23 protein-coding genes and 1 pseudogene are annotated in these 25,581 nt (G+C 62.9%); 16 read left to right on the top strand and 8 right to left on the bottom strand.

All coding sequences use genetic code 11. From position 1 onward, the window contains the following. Positions 1–2: 2 nt before the first annotated feature. Together CI15_RS33100 and CI15_RS33095 are read right to left on the bottom strand one after the other, a co-directional pair. Positions 3–1,166, bottom strand: a complete 1,164-nt coding sequence (locus tag CI15_RS33100) for a substrate-binding domain-containing protein (RefSeq protein WP_062137356.1) — start codon at positions 1,164–1,166, stop codon at positions 3–5. Positions 1,167–1,603: 437 nt separating this feature from the next. Then, complete coding sequence (locus tag CI15_RS33095) at positions 1,604–2,143, bottom strand: MarR family winged helix-turn-helix transcriptional regulator (RefSeq protein WP_062137353.1); 540 nt, start codon at positions 2,141–2,143, stop codon at positions 1,604–1,606. Positions 2,144–2,429: 286 nt separating this feature from the next. Between CI15_RS33095 and CI15_RS33090 the strand changes: the two genes are divergently transcribed. The 6 genes from CI15_RS33090 to CI15_RS33065 all read left to right on the top strand — a co-directional run bounded on the left by CI15_RS33090 (position 2,430) and on the right by CI15_RS33065 (position 7,561). Then, positions 2,430–3,374, top strand: coding sequence for a 3-keto-5-aminohexanoate cleavage protein (locus CI15_RS33090; protein WP_062137350.1), 945 nt, complete (start codon positions 2,430–2,432; stop codon positions 3,372–3,374). Between the two features lie 93 nt (positions 3,375–3,467). Further along, positions 3,468–4,514: a homogentisate 1,2-dioxygenase gene (locus CI15_RS33085; protein WP_062137347.1), complete on the top strand. Its 1,047-nt coding sequence runs from the start codon at positions 3,468–3,470 to the stop codon at positions 4,512–4,514. A gap of 94 nt (positions 4,515–4,608) precedes the next feature. After that, on the top strand, positions 4,609–5,130 hold the full coding sequence (locus tag CI15_RS33080; protein WP_062137345.1) for a nuclear transport factor 2 family protein: 522 nt from the start codon (positions 4,609–4,611) through the stop codon (positions 5,128–5,130). A gap of 120 nt (positions 5,131–5,250) precedes the next feature. Next, positions 5,251–6,360, top strand: coding sequence for a Gfo/Idh/MocA family protein (locus CI15_RS33075; protein ID WP_062137343.1), 1,110 nt, complete (start codon positions 5,251–5,253; stop codon positions 6,358–6,360). Then, a complete protein-coding gene (locus CI15_RS33070; protein WP_241496015.1) occupies positions 6,311–6,772 on the top strand; it encodes a nuclear transport factor 2 family protein in 462 nt (153 codons plus the stop codon). Before CI15_RS33075 ends, CI15_RS33070 begins: the two co-directional genes overlap by 50 nt. A gap of 21 nt (positions 6,773–6,793) precedes the next feature. Further along, positions 6,794–7,561 (top strand): glucose 1-dehydrogenase, encoded by a 768-nt coding sequence (locus CI15_RS33065; RefSeq protein ID WP_062137338.1) that lies wholly within the window; start codon positions 6,794–6,796, stop codon positions 7,559–7,561. A 692-nt stretch (positions 7,562–8,253) separates the two neighbouring features. On the opposite strand, the gene CI15_RS33060 is transcribed toward CI15_RS33065, so the two are convergent. The 4 genes and pseudogenes from CI15_RS33060 to CI15_RS33045 form a co-directional block, all read right to left on the bottom strand. Further along, positions 8,254–8,853, bottom strand: a complete 600-nt coding sequence (locus CI15_RS33060; RefSeq protein WP_062137336.1) for a transglycosylase SLT domain-containing protein — start codon at positions 8,851–8,853, stop codon at positions 8,254–8,256. A gap of 195 nt (positions 8,854–9,048) precedes the next feature. Then, positions 9,049–9,240, bottom strand: a complete 192-nt coding sequence (locus tag CI15_RS33055; protein WP_062137334.1) for a hypothetical protein — start codon at positions 9,238–9,240, stop codon at positions 9,049–9,051. Positions 9,241–10,074: 834 nt separating this feature from the next. Continuing rightward, positions 10,075–10,302: pseudogene (locus CI15_RS37425) on the bottom strand (hypothetical protein); the annotation flags it as partial. 377 nt (positions 10,303–10,679) lie between these two features. Next, complete coding sequence (locus CI15_RS33045; RefSeq protein WP_062137327.1) at positions 10,680–11,825, bottom strand: alkene reductase; 1,146 nt, start codon at positions 11,823–11,825, stop codon at positions 10,680–10,682. A gap of 227 nt (positions 11,826–12,052) precedes the next feature. On the opposite strand from CI15_RS33045, the gene CI15_RS33040 reads away from it, so the two are divergent. The 4 genes from CI15_RS33040 to CI15_RS33025 all read left to right on the top strand — a co-directional run bounded on the left by CI15_RS33040 (position 12,053) and on the right by CI15_RS33025 (position 15,377). After that, the gene (locus CI15_RS33040; RefSeq protein ID WP_062137324.1) at positions 12,053–12,937 is read left to right on the top strand and encodes a LysR family transcriptional regulator; all 885 of its coding nucleotides are present in this window, start codon (positions 12,053–12,055) and stop codon (positions 12,935–12,937) included. A gap of 158 nt (positions 12,938–13,095) precedes the next feature. Continuing rightward, a complete protein-coding gene (locus CI15_RS33035) occupies positions 13,096–13,845 on the top strand; it encodes an SDR family NAD(P)-dependent oxidoreductase (protein WP_062137323.1) in 750 nt (249 codons plus the stop codon). Positions 13,846–13,922: 77 nt separating this feature from the next. After that, positions 13,923–14,417: a DUF3237 domain-containing protein gene (locus CI15_RS33030; protein WP_062137320.1), complete on the top strand. Its 495-nt coding sequence runs from the start codon at positions 13,923–13,925 to the stop codon at positions 14,415–14,417. A 171-nt stretch (positions 14,418–14,588) separates the two neighbouring features. After that, on the top strand, positions 14,589–15,377 hold the full coding sequence (locus CI15_RS33025) for an AraC family transcriptional regulator (RefSeq protein WP_062137317.1): 789 nt from the start codon (positions 14,589–14,591) through the stop codon (positions 15,375–15,377). Between the two features lie 51 nt (positions 15,378–15,428). Here CI15_RS33025 and CI15_RS33020 read toward each other — a convergent pair whose 3' ends face one another. Further along, positions 15,429–17,009, bottom strand: a complete 1,581-nt coding sequence (locus tag CI15_RS33020; protein WP_062137314.1) for a DHA2 family efflux MFS transporter permease subunit — start codon at positions 17,007–17,009, stop codon at positions 15,429–15,431. A 185-nt stretch (positions 17,010–17,194) separates the two neighbouring features. Here CI15_RS33020 and CI15_RS33015 point away from each other — a divergent pair, with 185 nt between their 5' ends. The 3 genes from CI15_RS33015 (at position 17,195) to CI15_RS33005 (ending at position 20,158) form a co-directional block, all read left to right on the top strand. Next, positions 17,195–17,869, top strand: a complete 675-nt coding sequence (locus CI15_RS33015) for an alpha/beta hydrolase (protein WP_062137311.1) — start codon at positions 17,195–17,197, stop codon at positions 17,867–17,869. A 189-nt stretch (positions 17,870–18,058) separates the two neighbouring features. Next, positions 18,059–19,111: a rod shape-determining protein gene (gene mreB / locus CI15_RS33010; RefSeq protein ID WP_062137308.1), complete on the top strand. Its 1,053-nt coding sequence runs from the start codon at positions 18,059–18,061 to the stop codon at positions 19,109–19,111. Between the two features lie 186 nt (positions 19,112–19,297). Beyond that, positions 19,298–20,158, top strand: coding sequence for an alpha/beta fold hydrolase (locus CI15_RS33005; RefSeq protein WP_174543283.1), 861 nt, complete (start codon positions 19,298–19,300; stop codon positions 20,156–20,158). A 66-nt stretch (positions 20,159–20,224) separates the two neighbouring features. Here CI15_RS33005 and CI15_RS33000 read toward each other — a convergent pair whose 3' ends face one another. After that, the gene (locus tag CI15_RS33000; RefSeq protein WP_062137303.1) at positions 20,225–20,626 is read right to left on the bottom strand and encodes a hypothetical protein; all 402 of its coding nucleotides are present in this window, start codon (positions 20,624–20,626) and stop codon (positions 20,225–20,227) included. Positions 20,627–21,050: 424 nt separating this feature from the next. Here CI15_RS33000 and gltA point away from each other — a divergent pair, with 424 nt between their 5' ends. From gltA to CI15_RS32985, 3 genes are all read left to right on the top strand, one after another. Beyond that, complete coding sequence (gene gltA, locus CI15_RS32995; protein ID WP_062137300.1) at positions 21,051–22,349, top strand: citrate synthase; 1,299 nt, start codon at positions 21,051–21,053, stop codon at positions 22,347–22,349. 276 nt (positions 22,350–22,625) lie between these two features. Then, positions 22,626–24,905: an amylo-alpha-1,6-glucosidase gene (locus CI15_RS32990; protein WP_062138391.1), complete on the top strand. Its 2,280-nt coding sequence runs from the start codon at positions 22,626–22,628 to the stop codon at positions 24,903–24,905. Then, positions 24,902–25,528, top strand: a complete 627-nt coding sequence (locus tag CI15_RS32985; RefSeq protein ID WP_062137296.1) for a DUF429 domain-containing protein — start codon at positions 24,902–24,904, stop codon at positions 25,526–25,528. Before CI15_RS32990 ends, CI15_RS32985 begins: the two co-directional genes overlap by 4 nt. The last annotated feature ends 53 nt before the right edge of the window (positions 25,529–25,581 follow it).

Below are 25,581 nucleotides of genomic sequence, written 5' to 3'. Positions count from 1 at the left end.
AATCAGTTCTCGAAAACGGCCTTCAGCTTCTGCGGCGGGAGCGCGGAAGTGAGGTCGGCGTCAGGCGGGACCGAGGGGTCGCACTTCGGATCGATGCCCTTGGCGCTGTCCGCGTAGGGGTAGGGCAGGATCCACGGCGATTCCTTGTTGACCGTTCCCTGGTAGGCCGCTACGCCCTGGCGCACGGCAAAGCGCACATAGGTGGTCGTGCCATCCAGCGTGTAATAGGCGTACGGCTTGCCTGCCTTCTTGGCCGCGAGGTAATGGCAATTCACCTGGTTGTCGCTCGCGATCGTCGCGATGGCAGGGATCGGCAGGTTGGCTTGTTCGAATGCCTGGACGGCGGCCAGCGAGGTTTCGCCGGAATCCGTCACGATGGCGTCGATCTTCGGGTAGTGCGCAATCAGGCCCGCGGTCGCCTTGCGTGCGTCTACCGGGCTCCAGTTCGTCACGACATACTGGTCATTGAGCAGCTTTAGACCCGGGTATTTCTTGAGACCGTTACGCAGGCCGTCCATGAAGTTCTGCGAGGTGGTCGCACCGGGCGAGCCGCCCATGAACACGACATTGCCGCTCTTGAGGTTGGCTCCGAGCCAGTCGGCCCAGAGGACGCCGATTTTCTGTGTGTCGCCGACCACGTCGATTACGTAGTCGCGCCCCGGAACGCCAGGCACCTGCGCCGAGTACGGCACCACCGCCACGCCGGCCTTCATTGCCGCGCGCATGGCGGGCAACTGCACGGCGCCGAAGTCGGGCAACAGGATCAGCACGTTGATGCCTTGCGCGACCATGCTGTTGATATCGGAGTTCGCCTTTTGTGGATCGCCGTTGGCATTGCTGTAGATCACGCGCGTGACGTTCTTGCAGCGGCTCAGCTCGTCCTTGACTTCGGCCAGCCCCGTTTTGCGCCAGGTGTTGCCTCCGTACCCATCGGATACGCCGACCACCATCGGCTTCGTGCCACACATCTGCGTGATGTCGCCTTGATGGTTGGTAACGGAATCCTCCTCCGCCTGGGCCGCCGTACAGATCAGACCCGCGGAGAGAATCAGGCCGATGAGCTGAAGCGTGCGAGAAATCATTGTCGTGTTCGGGCGCTTGCCCGGCCGCGGAATGGTTCGCGGGGCGTCTGCTGCTGCGAGAGAGGTGCGAAGCTTGAAGAACATGATGATCCTCGACGTGGTGATGAATGCGATTGCGCAACGGGGTACTTCCCTGTGCCGCGCTGACGGCAGAGTTCGTGGCATGCACGTACAGTGGGACCTATTGGCGCTGCTATCTGAGGCAAGGGGTTGCCGGCAAGTTCGGTGCGGATAGCCGGGACAGGTGAGCGCAAACGACGCAGTCATGCATGTGTCGCCATCGTTAAGGATTCCTAGATTGCGTTTCATCGACTGTCCTGTCTCCGTGTATCCGATCGTGGTCGCGAGGCTACCTACAGACACTATCCGTCGCTCCAGTCCGGCATATGATCCGATCTTAGATCATGCTATGTGCGATCGATTTATATAGAATGATGTGTTTGAGTTTGAACGAAGTCAAGTATCCTGGGGAATCTCCCTAGCGCTGATTCAGGGCAGTCAGAGTGCCGATAGGTGGGAGTTCAGTCGACGGTATCGTCGTTTGCCATGACGATCAGGTTCTGCTCGATCCGATGCAGGATGCGCCAGATCGCGCGCATCTCGTGCTGGCCGACCCCCTCCAGTGAGGCGGCAATCACCTTGATGACCGCAGGTTGCAAATCATCGACGAGATCCCTGCCGTCGTCGGTCAGGGTTACGTCGTACTTGCGTCGGTCTTTGGGGTCGCGAGTTCTCTTTACAAGACCACGCTGTTCCAGGCTGTCCAGCGCAGGCACCGCTGTGGTCGAGGCGATCCCGATGCGTCGGCTGAGTTCCATCTGATTCAGCATGCCGCTGTGCGCGAGCGCGCTCAGGTAGTACCAGTGCGCTACCGAAATACCTTCCGTGCCCAGCATCTTCTGAATTTCCGCGTCGTAGAGGCGATGCAGGGTGGTGGTCATCCAGGGCACGGTTCTTTTGCGCTCGTCGAAGACCGGATGCGATCCCATGTCCCCGGGGCCACCGGAGACTTGGGTCGAACTGAAAACCATGTCGATTGAAGCGGGGGCGGGCTTGGTCATGTACACGGTCCTCGGCAAATTGGATGGGAGATCCAGGGGATACCCTGGTCGCGCTTGACTTAATTCATTCTACGACACATCATTCGATATACATCGATCCTTTGTGAAGTTATCGTGTTCAGAGCGATAGTTCAGGGGAACGTAGCAATGCGTCGGCTGGCTGATAAGCCGTTTGCGATACGTGGATGTGTCGAGGGCATCCGTCTGAACGGGTGCTGGATGGCAGTTTCATTACCGCTGGTTTGGCTGGTGTCGAACTGCTTTTTTTACCGAGATCGAGGATTACATGACCCAACACCCTTCACTCTGGGAAGCTGCCAAGCAGGAGTCGGAAACCTATCAATTCATCGCTGGCGCGGAGTTGCAGCCGAAATGGGATGTTTCGGAAAAAATCGCCATCAACGCGGCCGTGTCAGGCCGCTTTGCAACGAACACGTCGTTCGAGGAGTACATCGATGCCGCGTCGAGCGTGATCGAAGCGGGCGCGTGCGGGGTGCACATCGACTTTTCATTCATGGTCGATGCCCAAGGGCGTCGCATGGACAAGGATATTCCGCCGGTCGAAGCCTACCTGTCCGTGCTCGAGCCGCTGAAAAAACGCTTCGGCAATGACTTCGTACCCAATCTGAACGTGCTCAACGGTTCGACGTTCGACGAGTGCGTGGCCCCGGCGCGTCAACATCTGACGGAAGTCGCCCCGTGTGCCCCTGGTCATCCGGAAGCCTTCATGGTGCCGGCCGTCGCGGCGCTCGAGGCGGCCGGCGTCAAGCCCGAACTCGCGGTGCACAGCTCGGGCGAAATCGAGCTCGCCAAGCGTAAGCTGATCGATACGGGCATTCTGAAAGCGCCGTACAACTGGCTGATTCTGTATGGTCTGCCATTCAACACCGGGCGCACGCTGGTGTCGGGCACCTGGGTCAGCGATGCCCAGGATATGGCACAGCATCTGTTTCTGATGGTGGACCAGATCCGCAAGATCGATCCGACCTCGGTGATCAGCGTATGTGCGGCAGGTCGCGCTGGTATTTACATGACCACGCTGGCCACCATGATGGGCCTGCATATCCGCATCGGCACCGAGGACACGCAATGGAAGCATCCGAACAGCGATTTGCTGCTGAAGGACAACCTCGAGATGTTCCACATGGCGCGCGAGAGCGCGGCACTGCATGGGCGCACGCCAGCTTCGGCGAATGAATACCGTGCCCTGCTGGGCCTTCCGGCGAAGTAATTCCGGGGTAATGCGGGTGGCGCCGCGCGCGGCGTCATCTATGCTGATTGGAGATTGAGGCGATGACGAGCGAAGAGCATAGGAGGTGGACAAATGAGCGGTAAACAGCCTGATGCAGGCCCCCCGCCGATACAACTCTGGACCCGTGACGGATTCCAGGGCGCGCTGTCAGCCGTGACGCGAGCCACGTACGCACCGGAGTATCTTTCCGTGCAAGGTCCGCACGCGCCGCGCCGCGCCGTGCTCGAGCGCCTGACACCGGACGATCGGGACGACCCCGGTGCGTTGCCGACGACGGTGGCAACTTCCCGACAGGGCGTCAAGCTGCATGTATCGGCGCGTCGCAAGCCGATGCCGTACGTGGTGCGCAATGTCGAGGCGGACGAGGTTCATTTCATTCAGTCCGGCACGGTCAAATTCGAAACCGATGTCGGCTGCCTTACCGCAAGCGAAGGTGACTTCGTCTCCATTCCCCGCGCCATCGCGTATCGCTATGCGCCGACCGGCGACGGCATGCGCAGCGTGATTGTCGAGAGTCCCGCGGCCCTCAAGCTCGCACCGCCGTTGCCGAGCGGCCTGCTCAACACGGCGCGCGACCTGAAGTTCGCTGAGATCGATCCCAACATGCCTCTCGGCGGCCCGACGCAGCTGGTGCTGAAGACCTTCGACGCCGAGAACACGGTGTTCACGCTGCCGCATGATCCGCTGGCGCTGGGCGTGTGCCTGTCGGACAGCGTGCCGGTATGGAAGCTGAACCTTGCCAGTATCCAGGTGCATGCCTATCTACCCGAGGGTGGGCCGCCCAGTCAGTTCCTGGCGTCGACCACTGGCGACTTGCTGATGTTCAACCTCAGCGCCCGCCCTGGTGGCCGGCCGCCGGTCCATATCAACGCCGATTTCGACGAAGTGATTTGTTATGTGCGTGGACCGGGCGCATGGGGTGGATGCACGGAGCCCGGTACGCTGACCTGTGTGCCCAAGGGCGTGATTCACCACGGGCCCTCGGAAGATGTTCCCGAGGGTTATCAGGCCTGGCTGCTGGAAACGCGAGCGACGCTGCGCTGGACGCCGAAGGCGCTGGCAATCGCGGAACTGATGGAAACTGGCCAGTATCTACCGCACCCCAGCGTGGGCAAATAAGGGACGGGGGTGGCTCGGCGATACACCCGAGCCATAGCCCCCGTCTTCACGAACCTGCCATACATCGAGGCAGCAACAATTAGGTATCCAGACTATGGAACATACGTTGGGAGAGAAACTTCAACATTTGCTGGATGAGGCGGAGATTCGCCGCGTTCATATCCGCTACTGCCGTGGTGTTGACCGGATGGACTGGGATCTGATCCGGTCGTGCTATCACCCGGACGCCATCGATCGCCATGGTGCCTATGAGGGCGGGGTGGAGGGCTTTATCGAATGGGCCGCGGAGCTGCTGCCGGCCTTCGAGTGCACTCAGCACTTCACCGGCAACCAGTACGTCCAGGTTGATGGCGATGTGGCATACGCGGAGCACTACGCACAAGCGATCCATAGAACCAGGCCCACCAGCGAAACGCCCGCCACGGACTGGATTGCGTTTATCCGCTACGTCGATCGGATGGAGCGGCGCGACGGCGAATGGCGCATTGCCGACCGCATGGTCGTGCTCGATTCGCAGCGTTCCGATGCGGTGCAGGACGAGTCTGTGCCGCTTGCGAATTTCAACGTCGGGCGCCGTGACAAGAGCGATCCGTCCTACAAGTACGGACTCGTTTGAAGCGGATAGCGGGCGAACCGCCTGGTCTGAAGGGTTCGTCGCACACGCAATTGGTTTCGGGCCGCAGGCGACACGAGATGGTGGCCCGTATGCAAATGACTGAACAATATTGAGGTTGCAATGAGCAAACGTTTTCGAGTGGGTATTGTCGGTGTAAGTCCGGATCGAGGCTGGGGCGCGACGGCTCACCTTCCTGCGCTGCGCGCGCTGTCGGATGTCTTCGAGATCGCAGGTGTGGCGAACACGAGTCTCGCGAGCGCCCAGGCGGCTGCGGCTGCCTTTGATATCCCGCGCGCGTTCGAGAGTGTGGCGGCGCTGGTGGAGTCGCCGGATATCGATGTGGTGGTGGTAGCCGTCAAGGTGCCCTACCACAAGGAAGTCGTCACTGCTGCCCTGAAGGCTGGCAAGCATGTCTACTGCGAATGGCCACTCGGTAATGGTTTGGCCGAAGCGGTCGAGATGGCAGCGCTCGCCAGGCAAAGCAAGGGGCGAGCCGTCGTGGGAACCCAGGCGGTAGCCTCGCCGGAAGTTGCGTATGTACGCAAACTGGTGGCTGACGGATTCCTGGGTGAAGTCATTTCGTCCACTTATCTCGGCTGTGGCTTTACCTGGGGCGACGAAGTGACGCGAGGCGATTCCTACGCCATGGATGCACGCACCGGCGCCACGATGCTGGCGATCATCGGCGGGCATGCGCTGGCTGCAGTGCAAAGCGTGATTGGCGCGGTTGACGAGGTGTCGAGTGTGGTGTCCCAGCGTCGAAGGACTGTGCGCATCGTCGAAACCGGCGAATCGATTCCGATGCAGACGCACGACCACGTCATGCTCAATGCCGTCCTGAAGTCAGGCGCGCCGCTGTCGCTCGAATTGCGCGGCGGGATGCCGCGTGGTGAGCGCCTGCTGTGGGAAATCAATGGCACGCAGGGCGATCTGCGCATTACCGCGCCGAACGCCTTTGCTCCCGTGATCAATATCGCGCCGCTGCGCGTGGAAGCCGGCAAGAAGGGCGAGGAAGGCTATCGCGAACTCGACGTGCCGAAGTCGTACTACTACGGCTTTGAAGATACGACGCCGGCGCGCAATGTCGCCGCTGTCTATCGTCAGATGGCCGACGATCTGGTGAACGAAACGCATACCGCGCCCGATTTCGATGATGCGGTCGCCCTTCACAAGGTGATCGATGCTATCGAACGCTCGAATCAAAGCGGCGCGCGCACGCGCATCGCCTGACCGATATCCTGGCCAAGGAGACGTTTCGATCATGTCTGCTAACGCACTCACCCCTGCATTCGAATTCGCGCTGGAAGTGTATCAAGTCGTGGATTCCATGGATGAACGGCGACTGCTGCCTTATCTGACGGATGACTGCCTCTTTGTCTTCGGCAATCAGGCGCCTCTCGTCGGGCACGCCAATATCGCGGCGGGATTGAAGCAGTTCTCGGCGATGATTGCCGGCCTCCATCATCGTTTGCTGGATAGCTGGCAATACGACGACGTCATCGTTTCGCGCATCGATGTGACCTATACCCGTCACGACGAATCGACGCTGACGGTGCCGGCCGCAACCATCTGGCGTCTGCGCGACGGGAAAATCTGCGACAACCGCATCTATGTCGACAACGCGCCGCTGTTTGCGCACTGATAGCGGGAGCCACGTGCAGATATGAATCGAGTACTCGAAGGCAAGGTAATCATCATTACAGGCGGTGGTGGCGGTATCGGGCGGGCTGCGGCGATCGCCTGCACCACCGCCGGCGCCCGGGTGGTGGTCGCGGATCTCGCGGTGGCGTCGGGCGAGGCAACGGTCGAAGCCGTCCGGAAGCTGGGCGGCGAGGCTATTTTCGTGGCCACGGACGTCGCCGTCGAGGCCGAGGTGGAGGCGCTGGTGGCTGCGGCGTTGCGCGCGTATGGCCGGATCGACGGTGCATTCAACAATGCTGGCCTGGCCCAGGCCAATGTTGCGTTACATGAATTGACTGCGACGCAATGGCGGCGAACTCAGAGCGTCAATTACGACGGCATATTCTTCTGCATGAAACACGAGATACTCGCGATGCTGAAGACGGGCGGCGGTGCGATCGTCAATACGTCGTCCGCGCTGGCGCGCGTCGCGATGCCTCGAGCGGCGGATTACTGTGGATCGAAGAGCGGCGTGCTGGGTTTGACGAGAGGCGCCGCGCTCGACTACGGGCGCGAGGGTATCCGCGTGAACGCAATTCTGCCGAGTGCGGTGAATACGCCCATGGTGCAGGCGCTAACCTCCGATCCTCAATTTGCCGGCATGCTCGATCAACTGAGCACCGCCTATCCCATCGGCCGTATTGGCTCGCCCGAGGAAGTCGCCGCGGCTGCCGTATGGTTGCTGTCGGATCAGGCCTCATTCGTGACAGGGACAGAGTTGGCCATCGATGGCGGCTTCCTTGCCACGTGACCGATTCGATTTTGAGCTCGCAGCGCGAATTCCCGGTGCCCCACGTCTTTCTCGGAAGCGTCGGGCAATTGAAGGCCGCTTAACAAGCACTGGATGCGCTGGGTTCGCTTTTCAGGGAGCGTCTGCAATCAGACGCGGGCGAAGGCGCGCCGCGCTGAAGCATGCGCTTCGGAGCGAAGTCGCGCGAAATCGTCGGGCGGCAGTCTCGCGGCGCTGTCTCCGAAACGCAAGCGCTTTAAGGATTGGACAGACATGCAGATTGGAATACCTGCCGAGACGCGAGGGGGAGAGGTGCGGGTCGCGGCGACGCCGGAAACGGTCAAGAAGTACGTCGCGCTCGGCCATCGGCGAAGGTCGGCGAATGTCCTGTCAATCCGCCATTCGCGGTGCCGCATCCGCTCCTTCAGTTCGTCGTAACTTGCGAAGTTGGGGGTCTCGCAATGCTCGGAGCCAGGCCATGCGGTTGATGATCAAAGCAAGGTTCGTCGACGGAGAGAGTGACGCGATCGAAGAGGGCGACGGAGTTCCGGCCGTCATTGAGCGCCCCCTGACCTGGGCCTTGCGGCATTGGGTCTGACTCTCGCAGAAGGGGGCGCTGCCGGGAAAGGTGTAGACCAAACTTACTTCGGAGCCGGTACAACGGCAGTGCGCAGGCCAGGCCCATTGCAGATTGCAGACTTGCAGATTTTCTTCTACAAGCCGAACGCTGACCTCAGCATACTAACGTGGTTGGCTACACGACGCGCATAGCCTTGAGCCCCACCGCTATAGCGATATAACGCGTCGTCGAGTTTTCCATCTGATGCTCTTATATAGTCTTGCAGAATCGCGGAACCGATACGGATATTCGTGCTCGCGTCGGTCAAATCGGACGTGCGAAGCACGCGGTCTCTGTGCTGAGACGGGAGGACTTGCATGAGTCCCCTGGCGCCGACCGCGCTTACCGCGAGTCGGTCAAAGCTGGATTCGACGGCGATCACAGCAAGCAACACCAACGGCGAGATTGCGTATCGCCTGGCTGCCTGAACTACCGCATGACCAATTTCTAATGCGTCGTGCAAACCAATATGGAAACGGGCGCGTACAACGACTGCGATCTCCTCGGCAGTCGGCGTCGCCTCTTCGGGTATGCCGACAGCTTGAGCGGGAGTCGGCCAGATTGACGAATCAGCGCCGTAAGACGGTCCCGATAGCGCACAGAAGACAACAATTGCGGCAAAGACGATATTAGCGAGGCGGCGAGCAATAGTGCGGGACCAATCAACAAAATCTTCGTTCACGTCTGCAAACATGCCCTAGGTTCCCTGCAATTCCGTGGTCGTGAACAGTTCCAGCGTCGCTTTCCATAGAACAGTCTGACGATGGTCGCTGATAACGGCAGAGTAAGGAAATAAAGAGGGAAGCAGCCTACTTTTCCTGTCCGCCGCATTCGTAAAGGCCGAACACAGACTGTTCCGCAGCAACTGCAGCATCAACGGCCGGAGTTATCAAAGCAAGCGTTCGAGGTTCAGTTCAATTCGGGCGGCGCATGTTTCGCTTGCAACCAGCTCGCGAACGCCGTTGGCGAAGCGCTGAAGCGCCTGCAGGGAGCCGTGCACGCTCTTGTACTCTTCACGCCCGATTCGCCCATCGAGCACGACCAGCATGCCGGAATCACTCGCAATCTTTTCGATGTCCATCGCTATTCCCCTTCAGTGCCGGCGAGTACGCCGACGCTCCTTATTCGGCCTTCAGGACGCTCGCATCGTCGGCCGCGCCGAAGAAGGAGGAAACACACACCACGATCCGTCGTGGTGCCGGAAAAAGAAGATTGCAAGGGGCATTGGAGCGCCGAGAGACTCCGCACGTACGCATCGCATAGGTTCGCGGGTCGAATACCGGCATCGGGTCAGGCGGATCGACGAGGCCCGTGTCGGGGCCAGCCATTTGTCAATCAAGCTTCGCAAAGAAACTACGTCACTGGTCATTTCCTGCTCCTTCACCTTCGGTCCCCGATCCAGCGTTTTTGCCAGACATCCGGGTACACTCCAGCGCTCATTGAGCGTTGGCGCCTCGTGGAACGTTTGTGCGTCACACCTGGTATCGTCCGGTCAGTCGCCACATTTTATTGACCGCAATCAGATGATCTGTGTAAGCATGATTCTATACAAGATCGTTCTATGTCGAATCATAGGTCGAGGTAGGGGTGAATTCAAGGCGGCCAGGGAATTCCCTGGCACGACACCACGCTTTCCAAGGAGCAGTCCACTTTTTGAGCCGCTCAACGGTGGCCCGAATGTGTGGTTGAAGGTGCTCGATTCACCCGCCGGGGATTGGACGCCACAACTCTGCTGCTGGGGATACACGAGGGACGCGGACCGTTCTGCTGCGACCCGGAAGACAGGCCACAGTAGGGGAAGTCGCCGGGATAAGCGACGTCCGAGGTGTCCATTTAACCGGAGTCAGACTGTCGCCACGGCCGGTTCCGCCGAGGGCGCTCGAGACTGGGAGGATGTCCGCGTTTTCGCTGCGGCGTGGGCGGCATGGCCTTGGGACCTTTCTTGCGTCAGATCCTGGTAGCGCACGGGGTCATGGGCCACGGCGAGTTCCAGAACCCTGTAAAACAGCAGCCTGGGGCTACGGGAACGTCGGCGGTTGAAGCGGAACACGAACTCGTTGAGGTAGCTGGGCAAGTGCGCCACGTCCACCGCTCCTTGGTGTGTTTCGAGCAGCCAGCGTTTTGCCTGGAACGCGATTCGATGTCTCACTCGCCAGGGCGACGCATGCTAAGTCACCCTCAGCGCCGGATGGTCGATGAGTGGCTGTTGGCAGTCACTGATTAGCCACCGCGTCGAAGTTCATGCTTCATGACGCGATGCGTCAAAAACCTGGTTTGACGCTTTTGTTTGAGCGTGTGAATTCGCCCATGTGGCCTCCTACATCGATAGATCCAGGGGCGCACAACCCCGGATATGCACGTGAATGCGGTCGCGCCTGGCTTGATCCACTTGCGACGAGAAGCCGCTCTCCCTCTATCGAAACTGGCGCGAACGCGAATACCCTCAACGGGTCGGGATTGAAGCCGTCGATGTCGGCTTCGTCGACCCGCGATCGCAGCGGGTCGTCCACCTGCGCAGGATCACCGACGATGCTCGTATTGCGGCCGTCCAGCTGCATGGGTTCGCGCGGACGTCGCACGGAAAAACGGATAGTCCGTATAGCCGATTTCCGTACCACCGAAGAAGGTCGGGCGATCGTACGGATTGAGCGGCAAACCCTTGCGCAGCCGTTCGGGCAGATCCGGGTTGGCGATGAAGTCGCGGCCGAAGGCAACGAGATCGGCGTGGCCCGCTTGCAGGATGGCTTCCGCCGTCTCGCGCTTGAACCCGCCCGCGGCAATGATCACGCCGTGATAGTGCCGGCGAATCAGCTGCGCGGCGACGGGATTCGGGTCTTTCGAATCGTCATCGACGTTGCCAAGCACGCGCGGTTCGATCAGATGGACATAGGCGAGGTTCATCGCATCGAGTTTCTCGGCCACGAACGTGAACAGGCCTTCCGGGTCACTATCGGACATGTCGCCCCAACTGCCGCTCGGGCCGAGGCGTACGGCGACGCGGTCGCTGCCCCACACCGAGATGACGGCTTCAGTCACTTCGATCAGGAAACGCGCGCGATTTTCGAATGAGCCGCCATAGATGTCCGAGCGCTTGTTGCTGCCGTCCTGCAGGAACTGATCGAACAGATAGCCGTTGGCTGCGTGCAGTTCGACGCCATCGAAGCCGGCCTCTTTGCCGCGCAGTGCGGCGCGGCGAAAGCTCTCGACGAGACCGGCGATCTCGGGCAACGTCAGCGCGCGGCTCGGTGTGTTGGGGATCCAGCCTGCTTCCGTGTAGGCCACGCCACCGTGCGGCACGGCGGAAGGGGCGACCGGCTGCCCGCCATCGGGCTGTAACTGGCTGTGTGACTGACGTCCCGCGTGATACAGCTGGAGGAAGATGCGACCGCCCTTGGCGTGCACGGCGTCGGTAACCCGCTTCCAGCCTTCGATCTGACTGTCGTCGTAAAGTCCGGGCGCGCCGAGGTAACCATTTCCGTTGGACGCCGCGATCGTGGCTTCGCTGATGAGGAACCCGCCTGGCGAGGTGCGCTGCGCATAGTATTCGGCCATCAACGGGCCGGGTCGCGCGCCTTCCTCGGCGCGCATGCGGGTGAGCGGCGCCAGCACGACGCGATGTGAAAATTCGAAAGGACCGACCTGGATGGGTGAATGAAGTTTGGACATGACTCTCTCTCGGGCTCAAGGGGCTGTCGATGGCAAATCGACTGCGGGTTCAGACTTGAAGAGAGTGTAGGAATCGATCCAAAGAAGAAAAATGGGCTCAGATTCCGAATATATCGGACAGAAATGTCCTAAATTGAAAGTGTCGCGTCGACCTCGGTCCTGCACCCACGGTTGCGGCGAACTAGTCCACCCACAGGGCCACAGACCCACAGACCCGGGAAATGCCGATGGATAGCTTTGGCGGTATTTCTCTATTCGTACAGGTCGCGGATACACGTAGCTTTACCGAGACGGGACGTCAACTCGGACTCTCGTCGTCGGCGGTCGGCAAGAGCATTGCGCGGATGGAAGAGCGACTCGGCGTGCGGCTTTTTCATCGGAGCACGCGCAGTATGACGCTGACCGCGGAGGGCGCACTGTTTCTCGACCGATGCCGCCGCATTCTTGGGGAAATCGAGGCAGCCGAAGCCGAACTCTCCGATGCCGCGGGGAGCCCGCGCGGCCGGCTGCGGATCAGCACGCCGCAGTTGTCGGGGCTCATCATGCCGGCGCTGGACGGCTTTATGGCGCAGTACCCGGACATCGAACTCGACGTCGATTTGTCGGATCGGATGGTGGACATCATCGAAGAGGGCTTCGATGCCGTCATTCGTACCGGCGAACAGCACGACTCGCGGCTGGTGTCGCGTCGATTGGGTTCGTGCGGGCAGGTACTCGTCGGCTCGCCCGGCTACCTCGAGCGGCACGGCACACCCGCGCATCCCTCCGAGCTTCGCGCTCACGCCTGCCTGCTCCATAAATTTCCCGCCACGGGCAAGATCGAACGCTGGCCATTCCGGCTTGCAGCGTCCGAAGCCGAGCCGGAATTGCCTCAGACGTTCTCGGCTAACACCATCGAAGTGCTGGCTTTCCTCGCGCTTCAGGACAAGGGGCTCGCGTTCCTGCCGACCTTCATCGTGCGCGATGCGCTCTCGAGGGGTGCCTTGCGGATCGTGCTCGGTGACTATATCGACGAGACTGTGACCTTCTGGATCCTGTGGCCCGCGAGCCGCTACGCCTCGCCGAAGCTGCGGGTGTTCATCGACTACATCAGCCAGAACTTGCGGGTCTGACGCTGGCCGTTCATGCGGCGTGCGATTTCGGACGTTGATGTCCAGAATGTTCGGAATCGCCGCACGTTTATCTTCAATGGCGCTCGCTTTAGTATCAGACCTGTCGCTGCCGTCGCCGCAAAATCAGGTTTCGACGCGCCGCTCACTGGAGAAAGCCTATGTCCTTGCATCCTGTCGTTCTGATCACCGGCGCGCTGACTGGTATCGGCCGTGCCGCCGCGCTGGCCTTTGCCCACGAGCAAGCGCGTATCGTCGTGTCCGGGCGACGTGCTGAAGAAGGTGAGCAACTGGCCGCTGAACTTCGCGCGCTCGGATCGGAGGCGGAGTTCGTTCACGCCGACGTCCGTTTCGAAGATTCGGTCCGTCAACTCGTCCAGCGCACTGTCGCCCGGTTCGGCAGGCTCGACGTGGCGGTCAACGCGGCGGGTACCGAGGGAGAGCCGGGGCCCGTCACGGAACTGACGCCCGAGCGCTATGCGGCCGTCTTCGACACAAATGTGCTGGGCACCATGCTCAGCATGAAACACGAGATGCACGTGATGCTCGCGCAGGGTAGCGGCAGCATCGTCAACATCTCGTCGACCATGGGTTCGCGCGGCGCGCCCAACGTCTCGCTCTATGCGGCAAGCAAGCACGCAGTGGAAGGGCTGACCAAGTCCGCAGCGATCGAAGGTGCCGCCGCGGGCGTGCGCGTCAATGCCATCGCTCCGGGTCCGGTGGAGACCGCCATGCTGGCGCGACTGACCGGCAACGAGGAGCGCAAAACCGCGTTTCTCGCGAGCGTGCCGCTCAAGCGGGCAGGGGCGCCGGAAGAAATCGCGGACGCGATCGTATTCATCGCGTCCGCGAAGGCGGGTTTCATCACCGGCGAGATTCTGAGAGTCAACGGCGGAAAAACGGCGTCCTGAGATGCACTGTTCCCGTCAACCGGTGAACGGATTCAACACGGTTCGATCCTGTCATATCGTCATTTACGAGGTGCCCCATGCCCGATTCGGTGTTCGAGACCCTTCCTGTGCCGCTGAAAACCATCGCGACGCAACCGCTGTTCGTCATGAGGCTCGACGTCAAGCCGATCGTGGTGGTCGGCCAGACGCCGGGCCCGTTTCGCCGGGTCGGCATCGTTCCTTCAGGGACATTCGCGGGTGAACGATTGTCCGGAACGGTACTGGACGGCGGCAGTGACTGGCAAACCGTTCGGGACGACGGCAGCACGACGCTCGACGTGCGTCTGCTGCTCAAGAGCGATGATGACGTGACCATCGCGATGTCCTACCGTGGTGTTCGACACGGTCCCGCCGAGCTGATAGAGCGACTCGAAAGAGGACAGGTGATCGATCCAGCCAGCTATTACTTTCGCATCGCCCCGATTTTCGAAGCGCCGGCCGGTCGATACGAATGGCTCAACCGCATCATTGCCGTGGGAACGGGGCACCGCTTCGAAAGCGGGCCCGTGTATAGCGTGTTCGAGGTTTTGTGAGTCACCGGTCTTGCTTGAAAGCAATCTGAGTTGGCGAGACGGGCACGCTAAGCAACGTCTCGGGCCTGGTGCGCCAGGCTCGCCGATCCAGATCAAGCGGCCCCATAGCCTCGCCCCGCTCGCGTGCTAATCTTGCTCCCTTCGCGGACGTCCCGCGCGAGAGCAAACACCATGACGGAAGCCTTCGATCCGGACGGCATCGAGCAAGCGGTTTTCGTGGTCGGCGAGCGCCATGCGGCGCTGGACGAGCCGTGGCGCGCGGATCGGCGCGCCCGGCTGATCCACGTCGGTGAGGGCGTGCTGACCGTGCGCACCAAAGCCGGCCGCTGGGTCGTGCCGCCTGGCCGCGCGTTGTGGATCGTCGCGAATACGCTGCACTGTCTGCACGCGACGCAGCCCGTGCAGTTGTATTCGCTCTACGTCGCGATCGATGCCGCGACAGGTTCCGCCGCAGACCCCGCCCCCGACGCCACGCCGCTGCCCATGCAGACCGGCGCGCTGATCCCGGACACGCTGGTGCAGGCGCTGCTCGCCGCCGCCGCCAAACTGCCGCACGGCCATCCGCCCGACGAACCCGCCCGCCGTCTGCTTCAGGTATTGCTGGATCGCGTCGCCGGCCTGCCCGCCGCGCCGCTCGGCCTGAACTGGCCGGACGACCCGCGCGCGCAGCGCATCGCCGACGCGCTCAGCGCGAATCCCGCGCAATCGCTGGTACTCGAGGAGCTCGCCGCGGCAGCTGGCGTGACCGCGCGCACGGCCGCGCGGCTGTTCGCGAAGGAAACCGGGCAGACCTTCGGTCAATGGCGTCAGCAGCTGCGTCTGCTGGCCGCGCTCGAACATCTCGGCGCCGGCGAGAGTGTCACGCAGGTGGCGCTCGAAGTCGGCTACAGCGACGTGTCGTCGTTTATCGCGGTGTTTCGCGATGCGTTCGGCGACACCCCCGCGCGCTATTTCCGTTGACGCCGTGCCGTGGCCAACGCGCGAGCGCCGGCCTCGCGCGAAAACAAAACCTCAGTGCGCGCCCGCCGCATCCGGCCCGCCGCCACCCTTGGCCGGTCGCGTGATCCAGATCAGCGGAATGATCAGCAGAAAGATGATCGCCGAGACATAGAAGACGTCGTTCAGGCCCATCATCGCGGCCTGGGTGTTGACGGTGAAATCGAACAGCGCATTCGCCGATTGCTGATTCAGATGCAGCAGCGATTGCGTCGTGTCGATCTGCTGCGCGAACAACGGGTTGTTGACCGACGCCTGCTCGGTCAGCCGCGAATGGTGCAGGATCGTGCGGTTGTTCCAGGCGGTCCCCGCGATCGACGTGCCGACCGCACCGCAGAACACCCGCGCGAAATTCGACAGGCCCGCCGCCGCTGGAATCCGGTTCTGCGGCTGGCCGGACAGGATGATCGCCGTCAGCGGCACGAAGAACAGCGCCATCGGAATGCCTTGCAGCAGCGTCGGCAGCACGAGGTGCCACGTGTCGATTTCGATCACGTACTTCGAGCGCATGTAGAACACGATCGCGAAGCCGACGAACGCGAGCGTCGCGATTATGCGCGCGTCCGAGTGCGGCAGCACGCGGCCGAGCACCGGCGCCAGAATGATCGCGAAGATGCCGAGCGGCGCGGTGACGAGACCGGCGTCGACCGAGCGGTAGTTCAGATACTCCTGCATCCATTGCGGCAGCAGCACGAGGTTGCCGAAGAACACGCCGTACGCAATCGAAATCGCGATCGTGCCGCCGAGGAAGTTGCGCTGCTGAAACAGGCGCAGATCGACGATCGGATGCTCCTCGGTCAACTCCCACACGAGGAAAAACGCAAAGCTGACCAGCGCGACGAGGCCGAGAATCGTGATCACCGGCGACGAGAACCAGTCGAGGTCCTTGCCCTTGTCGAGCATGATTTGCAGCGACGCGACCCAGGTGATCAGCAGACCGAGCCCGACCACGTCGATCGGCGGCTTGCGCGTCGGCGATTCGCGGGTGCGATAGATCATCCACGTGACGCCGGCCGCGAACAGGCCGACCGGGATGTTGATGTAGAAGATCCACGACCAGCTGTAACTATCGGTGATCCAGCCGCCGAGCGCCGGGCCCGCGATCGGGCCGACGGTGGCGGTCATCGCCCACAGCGCGAGCGCCGTCGACGACTTCTCTTTCGGATACGAGCCGAGCAGGATCGCTTGCGAGAGCGGAATCAGCGGGCCCGCCACCGCGCCCTGGAACACTCGCGCGAGCAGCAGGATCGGCAGCGTCGGCGCAATGCCGCACAGCCATGACGCGAGCGTGAACGCGAGGATCGCGCCGACGAACAGCTTCACCTGGCCGATGCGCTGCGTGAGCCAGCCGGTCAGCGGAATCGCCACCGCATTGGAGGCCGCGAATACGGTGATCACCCACGTGCCTTCATCGACCGAGACGCCGAGGTTGCCGGAGATCGTCGGAATCGCGACGTTCGCGATCGACGTATCCAGAACGTTCATGAAGGTGGCGAGCGCGACCGCGATCGTGGCGAGGATCAGCCGGCCGCCTTCGAGTGGCGGGGGTGGTGCGGGCGGCGACGCGGCAGCGGGCGTGGCGTTGGGCTGGCTCAAACGGTGTTCTCCGGGGGCGGGGCCGTCGATCCGCAAAAGCATACCTGCATTCGCTTGCCGACGTCGGCCACGGGCGCAGCCGCTGCGCCGTCCGGCGACACCGACACGGCACGCGGCGTATGCTCGCGGCTGAGGCTGAGTCATTCAGGCAAGAAACGCAAACCCACGGAAAAAAGGACACCACCATGAGCTGGCAACAATTCGAACACGGTTGGCGCCGCGCGCCGCAACGCGCACCGCAAGATGCGCCCGCAACGAGCCTCGTCGTGCTGATGCACGGCGTCGGCAGCAACGCGCGCGATCTGATGCCGCTCGCGGACATCTGGAGCGAGGATCTGCCCGGCGCGGCATTCGTTTCGCTCGACGGCACCGATCCGTTCGACGGCGGCTTCGGCGGGCGCCAGTGGTTCAGCCTGCGCGACGTCAACGAGGCGAACCGCGAGGCGCGTGTCGCCGCCGGCTATCCGGCGCTGCGCCGTGTGCTCGACGCCGAGCTCGCGCATTGGCAGTTGTCTTTCGACAAGCTTGCACTCGTCGGCTTCTCGCAAGGTTCGATCATGGCGCTGCACCACGTTGCGTCGAGCGCCGACGGCGCCGCGGGCGTCGTCGCGTATTCGGGGCGACTGGCATCGCCGATCGTGTCCGCGAACCGCGCGACGCCGCTCACGCTGATCCACGGCGAGGACGACGACGTGATCCCGGTGCGTGAACTCGAAACCGCGGCCCATGCCCTCAGCGAGGCCGGCTATCCGGTCGACGCCTACATGCTGCCCGGGGTCGGCCACACGATCACCGCCGACGGCGTCGCGCTCGGCCGTGCCGCGCTGGAACGCGCGCTGGGCGCGGTGTCGCGCGATTGATACACGCGCGAAAGAAAGTGGCACTAAAGATTCTGGCGGGCTTGCCGTAATACGGGCAATAGCTTGAAAATCACCCCCGCCGCGCGAAACGCGCAACGCCCAGCCGGGCGTCTCGCGCGGCTTCGGGGTACCGGGGGCGCATTTCCAGACCGCCCGAGACGGCGGATAACGACACAACAGAGCCTGCATATGGCCAGACCGACGCCGCATTACCCGCTCTTTGAGCGACTGTTCCGCCATTCCGTGGCGATGGATCTCGGCACGGCCAACACCCTTATCTATACCGACGACGGCGGCATCGTGCTGAACCAGCCGTCCGTCGTGTGCTTCGAGAAGCAGCCCACGAGCGGCGCGAAACGGATTGCCGCGATCGGCGCCGAGGCGCGCCAGCTGCTCGGCCGCGCACCGCTCAACCTCGAAGCGGTGCGGCCGATGCGCCACGGCGTCATCGCCAATTTCTCCGCCGCCGAACACATGATCAGGCAATTCGTCGACATGGCGCGACCGCGCTCGCTATTCAGCCGGCGCTCGGCATTCACGCTGTGCGTGCCGGGCTCGGCGACCCACGTCGAGCGCCGCGCGATCCGGGAGGCTGCCGAAGCAGCCGGTGCGTGGAAAGTCAGCCTGATCGGTGAATCGTTTGCGGCCGCGCTGGGCGCGGGGTTGCCGGTGCGCGAGGCGACCGGCTCGATGGTGGTCGACATCGGCGGCGGCACCACCGAGGTTGGTGTGATCGCGCTCGGCGGCACCGCGTATAGCGACTCGGTGCGCGTCGGCGGCGACAATTTCGATGCGGCGATCATCAGCTACGTACGCAATCTGTACGGCGTGCTGCTCGGCGAGCAGACCGCCGAGCACATGAAAAGAAACCTCGGCACGGCCGTGCACGACGTGCCGCTCGAGCAGATGAACGCGACCGGCCGCAGCGCCGACGACGGCCTGCCGCGCACGGTGCAGCTCAGCAATCACGATATCGCCGAGGCGATCGAGGCGCCGTTGCGTCAGGTGATCGGCGCGGTGAAGCGCGGACTCGAAATGGCGCCCCCCGAACTCGTGACGGACATCGCGAACACGGGCATCGTGCTGACGGGCGGCGGCGCGTTGCTGCGCAATCTGGGGCGGCGTTTGAGCGAGGAAATCGGCCTCGATGTGCATGTGGCCGACGAACCGCTGACCTGCGCGGTGCGCGGCGCGGGCGTGGCGGCCGCCGCGGGCTGGGTCGAGGAAGCCTGGGCCGAGTGAGCGGTGGGTGAGCGTCCGGTGAGCGGCGGCCGGGCGGCAATTGGGCGGCCGACGCGTCGCCGAGGCTTATGTGACAATACGGATCGCGTCCCATTTTCCGGGACGCGGATACGCTCATTTCCCAATGTCTTTTTGCCGGCTTCGCGCCCGTTCACGTGCCGGTGCCGCGCTGCCCGTCAATCACCCGTGAATCGATCTGTTTCCGCTTCGTCGCTTTCGTCACCGCCATCTTTCATCGAACTCCGCAGCGGCTTGCGCATGCCCTATGTCGAGGTCGGCGACGGCGAACCGCTGCTGTTCGTGCACGGCTCGCTGTGCGACTACCGCTACTGGCAGCCGCAGGTGGCCGGGCTGTCGAAGCGCTATCGCTGCGTCGCGGTCAGTCTCACGCATTACTGGCCGGCGACCGATAGCGCGGCGGACCAGCCGTTCAGCTGGAGTAGCCATGCGGACGAAGTGGCGGAGTTCATCGCCCGTTTCGGCGCGGGGCCCGCGCATGTGGTCGGGCATTCGCGCGGCGGCTGCGTTGCCTATCATTTCGCGCGACGTCATCCCGAGCACGTGCGCACGCTGACGCTCGCCGATCCCGGCGGTCCGCTGCAGATCGCCGGACGTCCGCCCGCGAGCCTGCCGGAGACGGTCAACGCATTGCGCGCGAAAGCGGCCCAGCTGATCGAAGGCGGCGACGTCGAAGCGGGGTTGCAGCTATTCGTCGATTCGGTGAGCCGCCCTGGCTTCTGGGCGATGAGCACGCCGGGTTTTCGCCGCATGGCGACCGACAACGCGCATACGCTCGCGCGGCAGTTCCGCGATCCGCTACCCGCGTACGTGCCAGAGGATGCGACCGATGTGCGCTGCCCGGTGCTGCTAATCGATGGCGAGAAGAGTCCCGACATGTTCCGCCGCACGGTAACCGCGTTACAGGGATGGTTGCCGGATGCGCGCCGCGAAACGGTGCGCGGTGCCTCACACGGCATGAACCTCGCGCATCCGTCCGCGTTCAATCGCTACGTCGACGAGTTCATTCAAACGGTGAACGCGCGCTGAACCCGCGTCGCGAATGACGATGGCGATCGGCCTCTACGCGAGGCCGCCGATCGCCCGTTGCACGCATCAACCCTTGCGATGCGCGTCCTTGTCGAGCGCGCGTTCGGCCGCTTCGCCGACGAGCCCGTGGTAGTACAGATGCACGCCGATCGCGAGCGAGTCGTTGCGGATTTCATGGAAGACTTTCCATGCCTTCACCGGATCCTTGAACAGCAGATAGTGCGCTTCCTGCGCGATCAGATCCGCGACTTCATGCAGGCCGTGTCCGTGCAGCACGTCGACGAGCGTGTCGAGACTGCGATGGGTGCGCGCGTCGGTGCGCGGATACAGCATGTGCAGCACCGCGACCTGCTGCGCCTTGAGCGCCGCCGACAACGCGACGACGATGTCCTGGTGGTTGAGTGCGGTGACCGTATGGTCTTCGGTATGGACGTGATCCGGAAACAGCGTTTCGAGAGAGGCAGTCATTTTGTGTTCGTCCTGCTTTTCAGAGTGATCCAAAAAGGCCCGCTTGGAGTAGCGGGCCGCAAGCATCAAATGCACCGAATCAGTATCGCAGATGGATGCGAGCCGACGCAGTGTGCTGGCAGCAAAACATTGTTGCGGCCGATGTCGCGTCTTTCGTGCAACTTTCATCCGGCTCGCGATGCCCGCATAGGAGGCACGGCATGGACGCAAGCGCCGCCGGCCCCGCGCACCGGCAACGAATGTTGCGCCCACAGAGATGGATTGTTGCAATCAATCGACGCAATCAACGCCACGCCGACCCGTAGAATGCGCAGCGGAGGCTGAGCATGCCCGTCTATCGTCGAGAGCGCCGAAACTCGCGCCTCGCCTTACGACTGCGATGCATGCCGGCACGTATGCGGTATCAAGCAAAAGGAAGACGTAGATGAACTCGAAGTCACACGCAACGCTGAGCTTCTCCGACAGCGACCAGACCATCGATCTGCCGATCTATCAGGGCACGCTGGGCCCGGACGTCATCGACATCCGCAAGCTGTACGGCCAGACCGGCAAATTCACGTACGATCCGGGCTTCATGTCGACGGCGTCGTGCAACTCCGAAATCACGTATATCGACGGCGACAAGGGCGAGCTGCTGTACCGCGGTTATCCGATCGACAATCTCGCGCAAAACGCCGATTTCCTCGAAACCTGTTACCTGCTGCTCAAAGGCGAGCTGCCGAACGCGCAGCAGAAGGCCGAGTTCGAGAACACCGTCACGCAGCACACGATGGTGCACGAGCAGATGCACTTCTTCTTCCGCGGTTTTCGCCGCGACGCGCACCCCATGGCGATCCTGGTCGCCGCGGTCGGCGCGCTGTCCGCGTTCTATCACGACTCGCTCGACATCACGAACCCGCTGCATCGCGAGATATCGGCGATCCGCATGATCGCGAAGCTGCCCACGCTGGTCGCGATGGCGTACAAGTACACCATCGGCCAGCCGTTCGTGTATCCGAAGAACGACCTGTCGTACAGCGCGAACTTCATGCGCATGATGTTCGCGAACCCGGCCGAGGAGTACGAGGTCAACGACGTGCTGGTGCGCGCGCTCGACCGTATCCTGATCCTGCACGCGGACCACGAGCAGAACGCGTCGACGTCGACCGTGCGTCTCGCCGGTTCGTCGGGTGCGAATCCGTTCGCGTGTATCGCGGCGGGTATCGCGTGCCTGTGGGGCCCGGCGCACGGCGGTGCGAACGAAGCCGCGCTGAACATGCTGGAAGAAATCGGCTCGGTCGACAACATTCCCGAATTCATCGCGAAGGTGAAGGACAAGAACTCGGGCGTGAAGCTGATGGGTTTCGGTCACCGCGTCTACAAGAACTACGATCCGCGCGCGAAGCTGATGCGCGAAACCTGCCACGAAGTGCTCGAAGAGCTGGGCCTGCACGACGACCCGCTGTTCAAGCTCGCGATGGCGCTCGAAAAGATCGCGCTCGAAGACGAATACTTCGTGTCGCGCAAGCTGTACCCGAACGTCGACTTCTACTCGGGTATCGTGCAGCGCGCGCTGGGCATTCCGACCGCGATGTTCACGTGTATCTTCGCGATGGCACGTACGGTCGGCTGGATCGCGCAGTGGAACGAAATGATCGCCGATCCCGAGCAGAAGATTGGCCGTCCGCGGCAGCTCTTCATCGGCGAGACGCTGCGCGAGGCCAAGCCGGCCGCGCAGCGTTAATAGCACCGGTAATCGGACCGACGAGACGCTCATCACGCGTTGAATGCAGTTCCCAGACCCACGGCTCACGAGGCCGTGGGTTTTTTGCGTTTGGCGCCTTCCCTCTGCACGACCTGTGCCACCGAAAACGCTGTAAAAAAACGGCACAAAAAAGCCGAAACTCCGACGCGATTAGTTCGTCTCACGCGCACAGAGCCTCTACAATCGGATGCGACGGGGCGAGGCGAGACCCGAAGTGCAACTGAACGCAGCAGCGAATTCATAGGAGCGACCTTGATACAGCAGCCAGAAGCCCTCGGCGGGCTGACCCACTCGGGCGGCGTCGATCATCGCGAGCCCGAGCAGGACGGCATTTTCATCCCGACGGAGAACCTCAACGTCGCGAGCGCCGCGCAGCACGTGCTCAAGTCGGGCGACACCTTCATCGTCAACGATCCGCTCGGCGACATCACCGGCCACGACGACGGTCTGTTCGTCAACGACACGCGCGTGCTGTCGCAACTGCGCCTGACCTTCGGCGGCCGCGCGCCGTCGCTGCTGTCGGGCGCCGTCAGCAGCGACAACGCCACGTTCACCGCGCATCTGACCAACCGCCCGCTGCCGCCGCTCGGTGGCAGCAGCACGCCGGAAGGCGTGATCCACGTCCAGCGCGTGCGCGTGCTGTCGGGCACCGTGCTCAACGAGGCCATCGAACTCACGAACTACGGCACGAGCGACGCGACGGTGCCGCTGTCCATTTCGTTTGCCAGCGATTTCCGCGACATGTTCGAAGTGCGTGGGCTGAAACGCGACAAACGGGGCCGCGTCCAGCCCGCGCGTGTCGAGAATCACGAGGTGCTGCTCGGCTATATCGGTCTCGACGACGTGGCGCGCAATCTGCAGATCGCGTTCTCGCCGGAGCCGGACAAGCTGTCCGCGGACCGCGCCGACTACACCGTCAAGCTGCCCGCGCAGGCGTGCGTGTCGATCTACCTGTCGGTGGCGGTGCATGTCGCGCCGATAGCCGGCAAGCTTGGCGCCGACGTGTCGCAGCCGGTGCATGCGCTGAGCGAGGCGCATCTGTCGCAGATCGACGCGGAGCGCCCGCGCGTGGGTCGTGCGGCGGTGCGCGCGGCCTCGGTGGATGCGCATCTCGTGATGCGCGAGCGACGCCTCGCGAGCGCGCGCGTGCGTTCGAGCAACCCGCTGTTCAATGCGTGGATCGACCGCTCGTTCGCCGACCTCAGCCTGCTGACGACGGATCTCGCGACCGGTCCGTATCCGTACGCGGGCATCCCGTGGTTTTCGACCCCGTTCGGCCGCGACGCGGTGATCACGTCGCTGCAGACGCTGTGGCTGCAACCGCATCTCGCAGCCGGCGTGCTGCGCTTTCTCGCCGAGCATCAGGCGCGCGAGAATTCGCCGTTTCGCGATGCCGCGCCGGGCAAGATCATGCACGAGATGCGCAAGGGCGAAATGGCTGCGGCCGGCGAAGTGCCGTTCGCGCTGTATTACGGCGGCGTCGACACCACGCCGCTGTTCATCGTGCTGGCCGGCGCCTACGCGGCCCGCACCGGCGACCTCGCGTTGATCGACGAACTCTGGCCCGCGCTCGAACGCGCGGCGCAATGGGTCGCGGGCGTCTGCGACAAGAACCGTCTCGGGCTGCTCGACTATCAGCGCGAATCGGATGGCGGTCTCGCGAATCAGGGCTGGAAGGACAGCCACGACTCGGTGTTCCACGCGGACGGGCGCTTCCCCGATGGTCCGATCGCGCTCGTCGAAGTGCAGGCCTACGCGAGCGCCGCGTTCGACACGATGGCCCATTTCGCGAAGCTGCGCGGCCAGGCTGACGCGGCCGCACAGTATGCGGAGCGCGCGAGGAATATCCGCCGCTGCGTCGAAGAGAAGTACTGGATGGACGAGGTCGGCTTTTACGGCATCGCGCTCGACGGTCATGGCGAACTGTGTCGCGTGATGGCATCGAACGCGGGGCATCTGCTGGCGTTCGGCCTGCCCACGCGCGAGCGCGGCGAAGCGGTGGTGCGCGCGCTCGACTCGACGCTGTTCCACACCGGCTGGGGGGTGCGCACGCTGGCCGCGAGCCAGGCGCGCTTCAATCCGATGGCCTATCACAACGGCTCGGTCTGGCCGCACGACAACGCGCTTTGCGCGCGCGGGGTGTCGCGTTACGGCGGCAAGGCGTCGGCCGTGAAACTGCTGGATGCGCTGTTCCAGGCGGCGGTCAATTTCGACATGCGTTTGCCCGAGCTGTTCTGCGGCTTCCCGAGACGCCGCGGCGAGCCGCCTACCGCCTATCCGGTCGCGTGTTTGCCGCAGGCGTGGGCGGCAGGCTCGCCGTTCATGATGCTGGAGGCGTGCCTGGGCATCACGATCGACGCCGAGCGCCGCGAAGTGCTGATCGAGCAGCCGATGCTGCCTGAAGGTATCGACTGGCTCGAAGTCGGCGATCTGCGGGTCGGAGATGCGTCGGTGTCGATCACGTTCCGCCGGATCGGCGAGAAGGTGGTGGCGTCGGCGGAGCAGGGGGACGTCAGGGTGGTGGCGTTGCTTTGACACCGCGCACGGTCGCGGGCATCGATGTTGGGGGTGACCGGAAGGGCAACCATCTGGTCATCCTGCGCGGCACCGATGTGGTGTGCAATCTGAGCGGGACGACTCCCGAACAGATGCTCGAGGAGTGCCGCGCATTCGAGGTGGCGGCGGTCGGCATCGATGCGCCGTGCCGGTGGCGAACGGGTGCCGCGGGCAGGGTGGCCGAAAAGGCCCTCGCGCAGCGGCGAATTTTTTCGTTTGCCACACCGGCCCGCGAATTGGCGCTGGCCAGCAAAAGCGGGTTCTATGGGTGGATGTTCAACGGCGAGCGCGTCTACGACGCGTTCGCCGCGCACTTTCCGCTTTTCAGCGGCGGCAAAAGAATCACTGGCCGTGTGTGCTTCGAAACTTTCCCTCACGCGATAACGTGTGCTTTCCTCGGCACGGACGTCGCATCCGCCAAACAAAAGGGCCCTCAGCGCCGGGCAATCCTCGCGCGGGAAGGCATCGAAACAGCGCCTCTGAGATCGATCGACGATGTCGACGCGGCGCTGTGCGCGTTGGCGGCACGTTATCTGCTGGAAGGCAGCGTCGATACCTACGGTGACGAGTCTGGCGGATTCATCGTGGTGCCCAAACTTTGACAATCACAATCTGGGAGGACGGGTGCATCCTGCACGACAACTTGGGGTAGGGC

The organism is Paraburkholderia monticola, from assembly GCF_001580545.1.
In the GTDB taxonomy this organism is placed as follows: Bacteria; Pseudomonadota; Gammaproteobacteria; order Burkholderiales; family Burkholderiaceae; genus Paraburkholderia; species Paraburkholderia monticola.
Note: the sequence above shows the minus strand (reverse complement) of the source record. Positions and strands in the feature narration are given on the sequence as shown.

Excerpts from the sequence above, each read along its gene's own strand:
- CI15_RS33095 (WP_062137353.1), bottom strand. The coding sequence starts at position 2,143 with ATGACCAAGCCCGCCCCCGCTTCAATCGACATGGTTTTCAGTTCGACC.
- CI15_RS33075 (WP_062137343.1), top strand. The coding sequence starts at position 5,251 with ATGAGCAAACGTTTTCGAGTGGGTATTGTCGGTGTAAGTCCGGATCGA.
- CI15_RS33015 (WP_062137311.1), top strand. The coding sequence starts at position 17,195 with ATGAGCTGGCAACAATTCGAACACGGTTGGCGCCGCGCGCCGCAACGC.
- CI15_RS33035 (WP_062137323.1), top strand. The coding sequence starts at position 13,096 with ATGTCCTTGCATCCTGTCGTTCTGATCACCGGCGCGCTGACTGGTATC.
- CI15_RS33040 (WP_062137324.1), top strand. The coding sequence starts at position 12,053 with ATGGATAGCTTTGGCGGTATTTCTCTATTCGTACAGGTCGCGGATACA.
- CI15_RS33090 (WP_062137350.1), top strand. The coding sequence starts at position 2,430 with ATGACCCAACACCCTTCACTCTGGGAAGCTGCCAAGCAGGAGTCGGAA.
- gltA (WP_062137300.1), top strand. The coding sequence starts at position 21,051 with ATGAACTCGAAGTCACACGCAACGCTGAGCTTCTCCGACAGCGACCAG.
- CI15_RS33100 (WP_062137356.1), bottom strand. The coding sequence starts at position 1,166 with ATGTTCTTCAAGCTTCGCACCTCTCTCGCAGCAGCAGACGCCCCGCGA.
- CI15_RS33000 (WP_062137303.1), bottom strand. The coding sequence starts at position 20,626 with ATGACTGCCTCTCTCGAAACGCTGTTTCCGGATCACGTCCATACCGAA.
- CI15_RS33065 (WP_062137338.1), top strand. The coding sequence starts at position 6,794 with ATGAATCGAGTACTCGAAGGCAAGGTAATCATCATTACAGGCGGTGGT.
- CI15_RS33045 (WP_062137327.1), bottom strand. The coding sequence starts at position 11,825 with ATGTCCAAACTTCATTCACCCATCCAGGTCGGTCCTTTCGAATTTTCA.
- CI15_RS33030 (WP_062137320.1), top strand. The coding sequence starts at position 13,923 with ATGCCCGATTCGGTGTTCGAGACCCTTCCTGTGCCGCTGAAAACCATC.
- CI15_RS33060 (WP_062137336.1), bottom strand. The coding sequence starts at position 8,853 with ATGTTTGCAGACGTGAACGAAGATTTTGTTGATTGGTCCCGCACTATT.
- CI15_RS33070 (WP_241496015.1), top strand. The coding sequence starts at position 6,311 with ATGCTATCGAACGCTCGAATCAAAGCGGCGCGCGCACGCGCATCGCCT.
- CI15_RS33025 (WP_062137317.1), top strand. The coding sequence starts at position 14,589 with ATGACGGAAGCCTTCGATCCGGACGGCATCGAGCAAGCGGTTTTCGTG.
- CI15_RS33055 (WP_062137334.1), bottom strand. The coding sequence starts at position 9,240 with ATGGACATCGAAAAGATTGCGAGTGATTCCGGCATGCTGGTCGTGCTC.
- mreB (WP_062137308.1), top strand. The coding sequence starts at position 18,059 with ATGGCCAGACCGACGCCGCATTACCCGCTCTTTGAGCGACTGTTCCGC.
- CI15_RS33085 (WP_062137347.1), top strand. The coding sequence starts at position 3,468 with ATGAGCGGTAAACAGCCTGATGCAGGCCCCCCGCCGATACAACTCTGG.
- CI15_RS33080 (WP_062137345.1), top strand. The coding sequence starts at position 4,609 with ATGGAACATACGTTGGGAGAGAAACTTCAACATTTGCTGGATGAGGCG.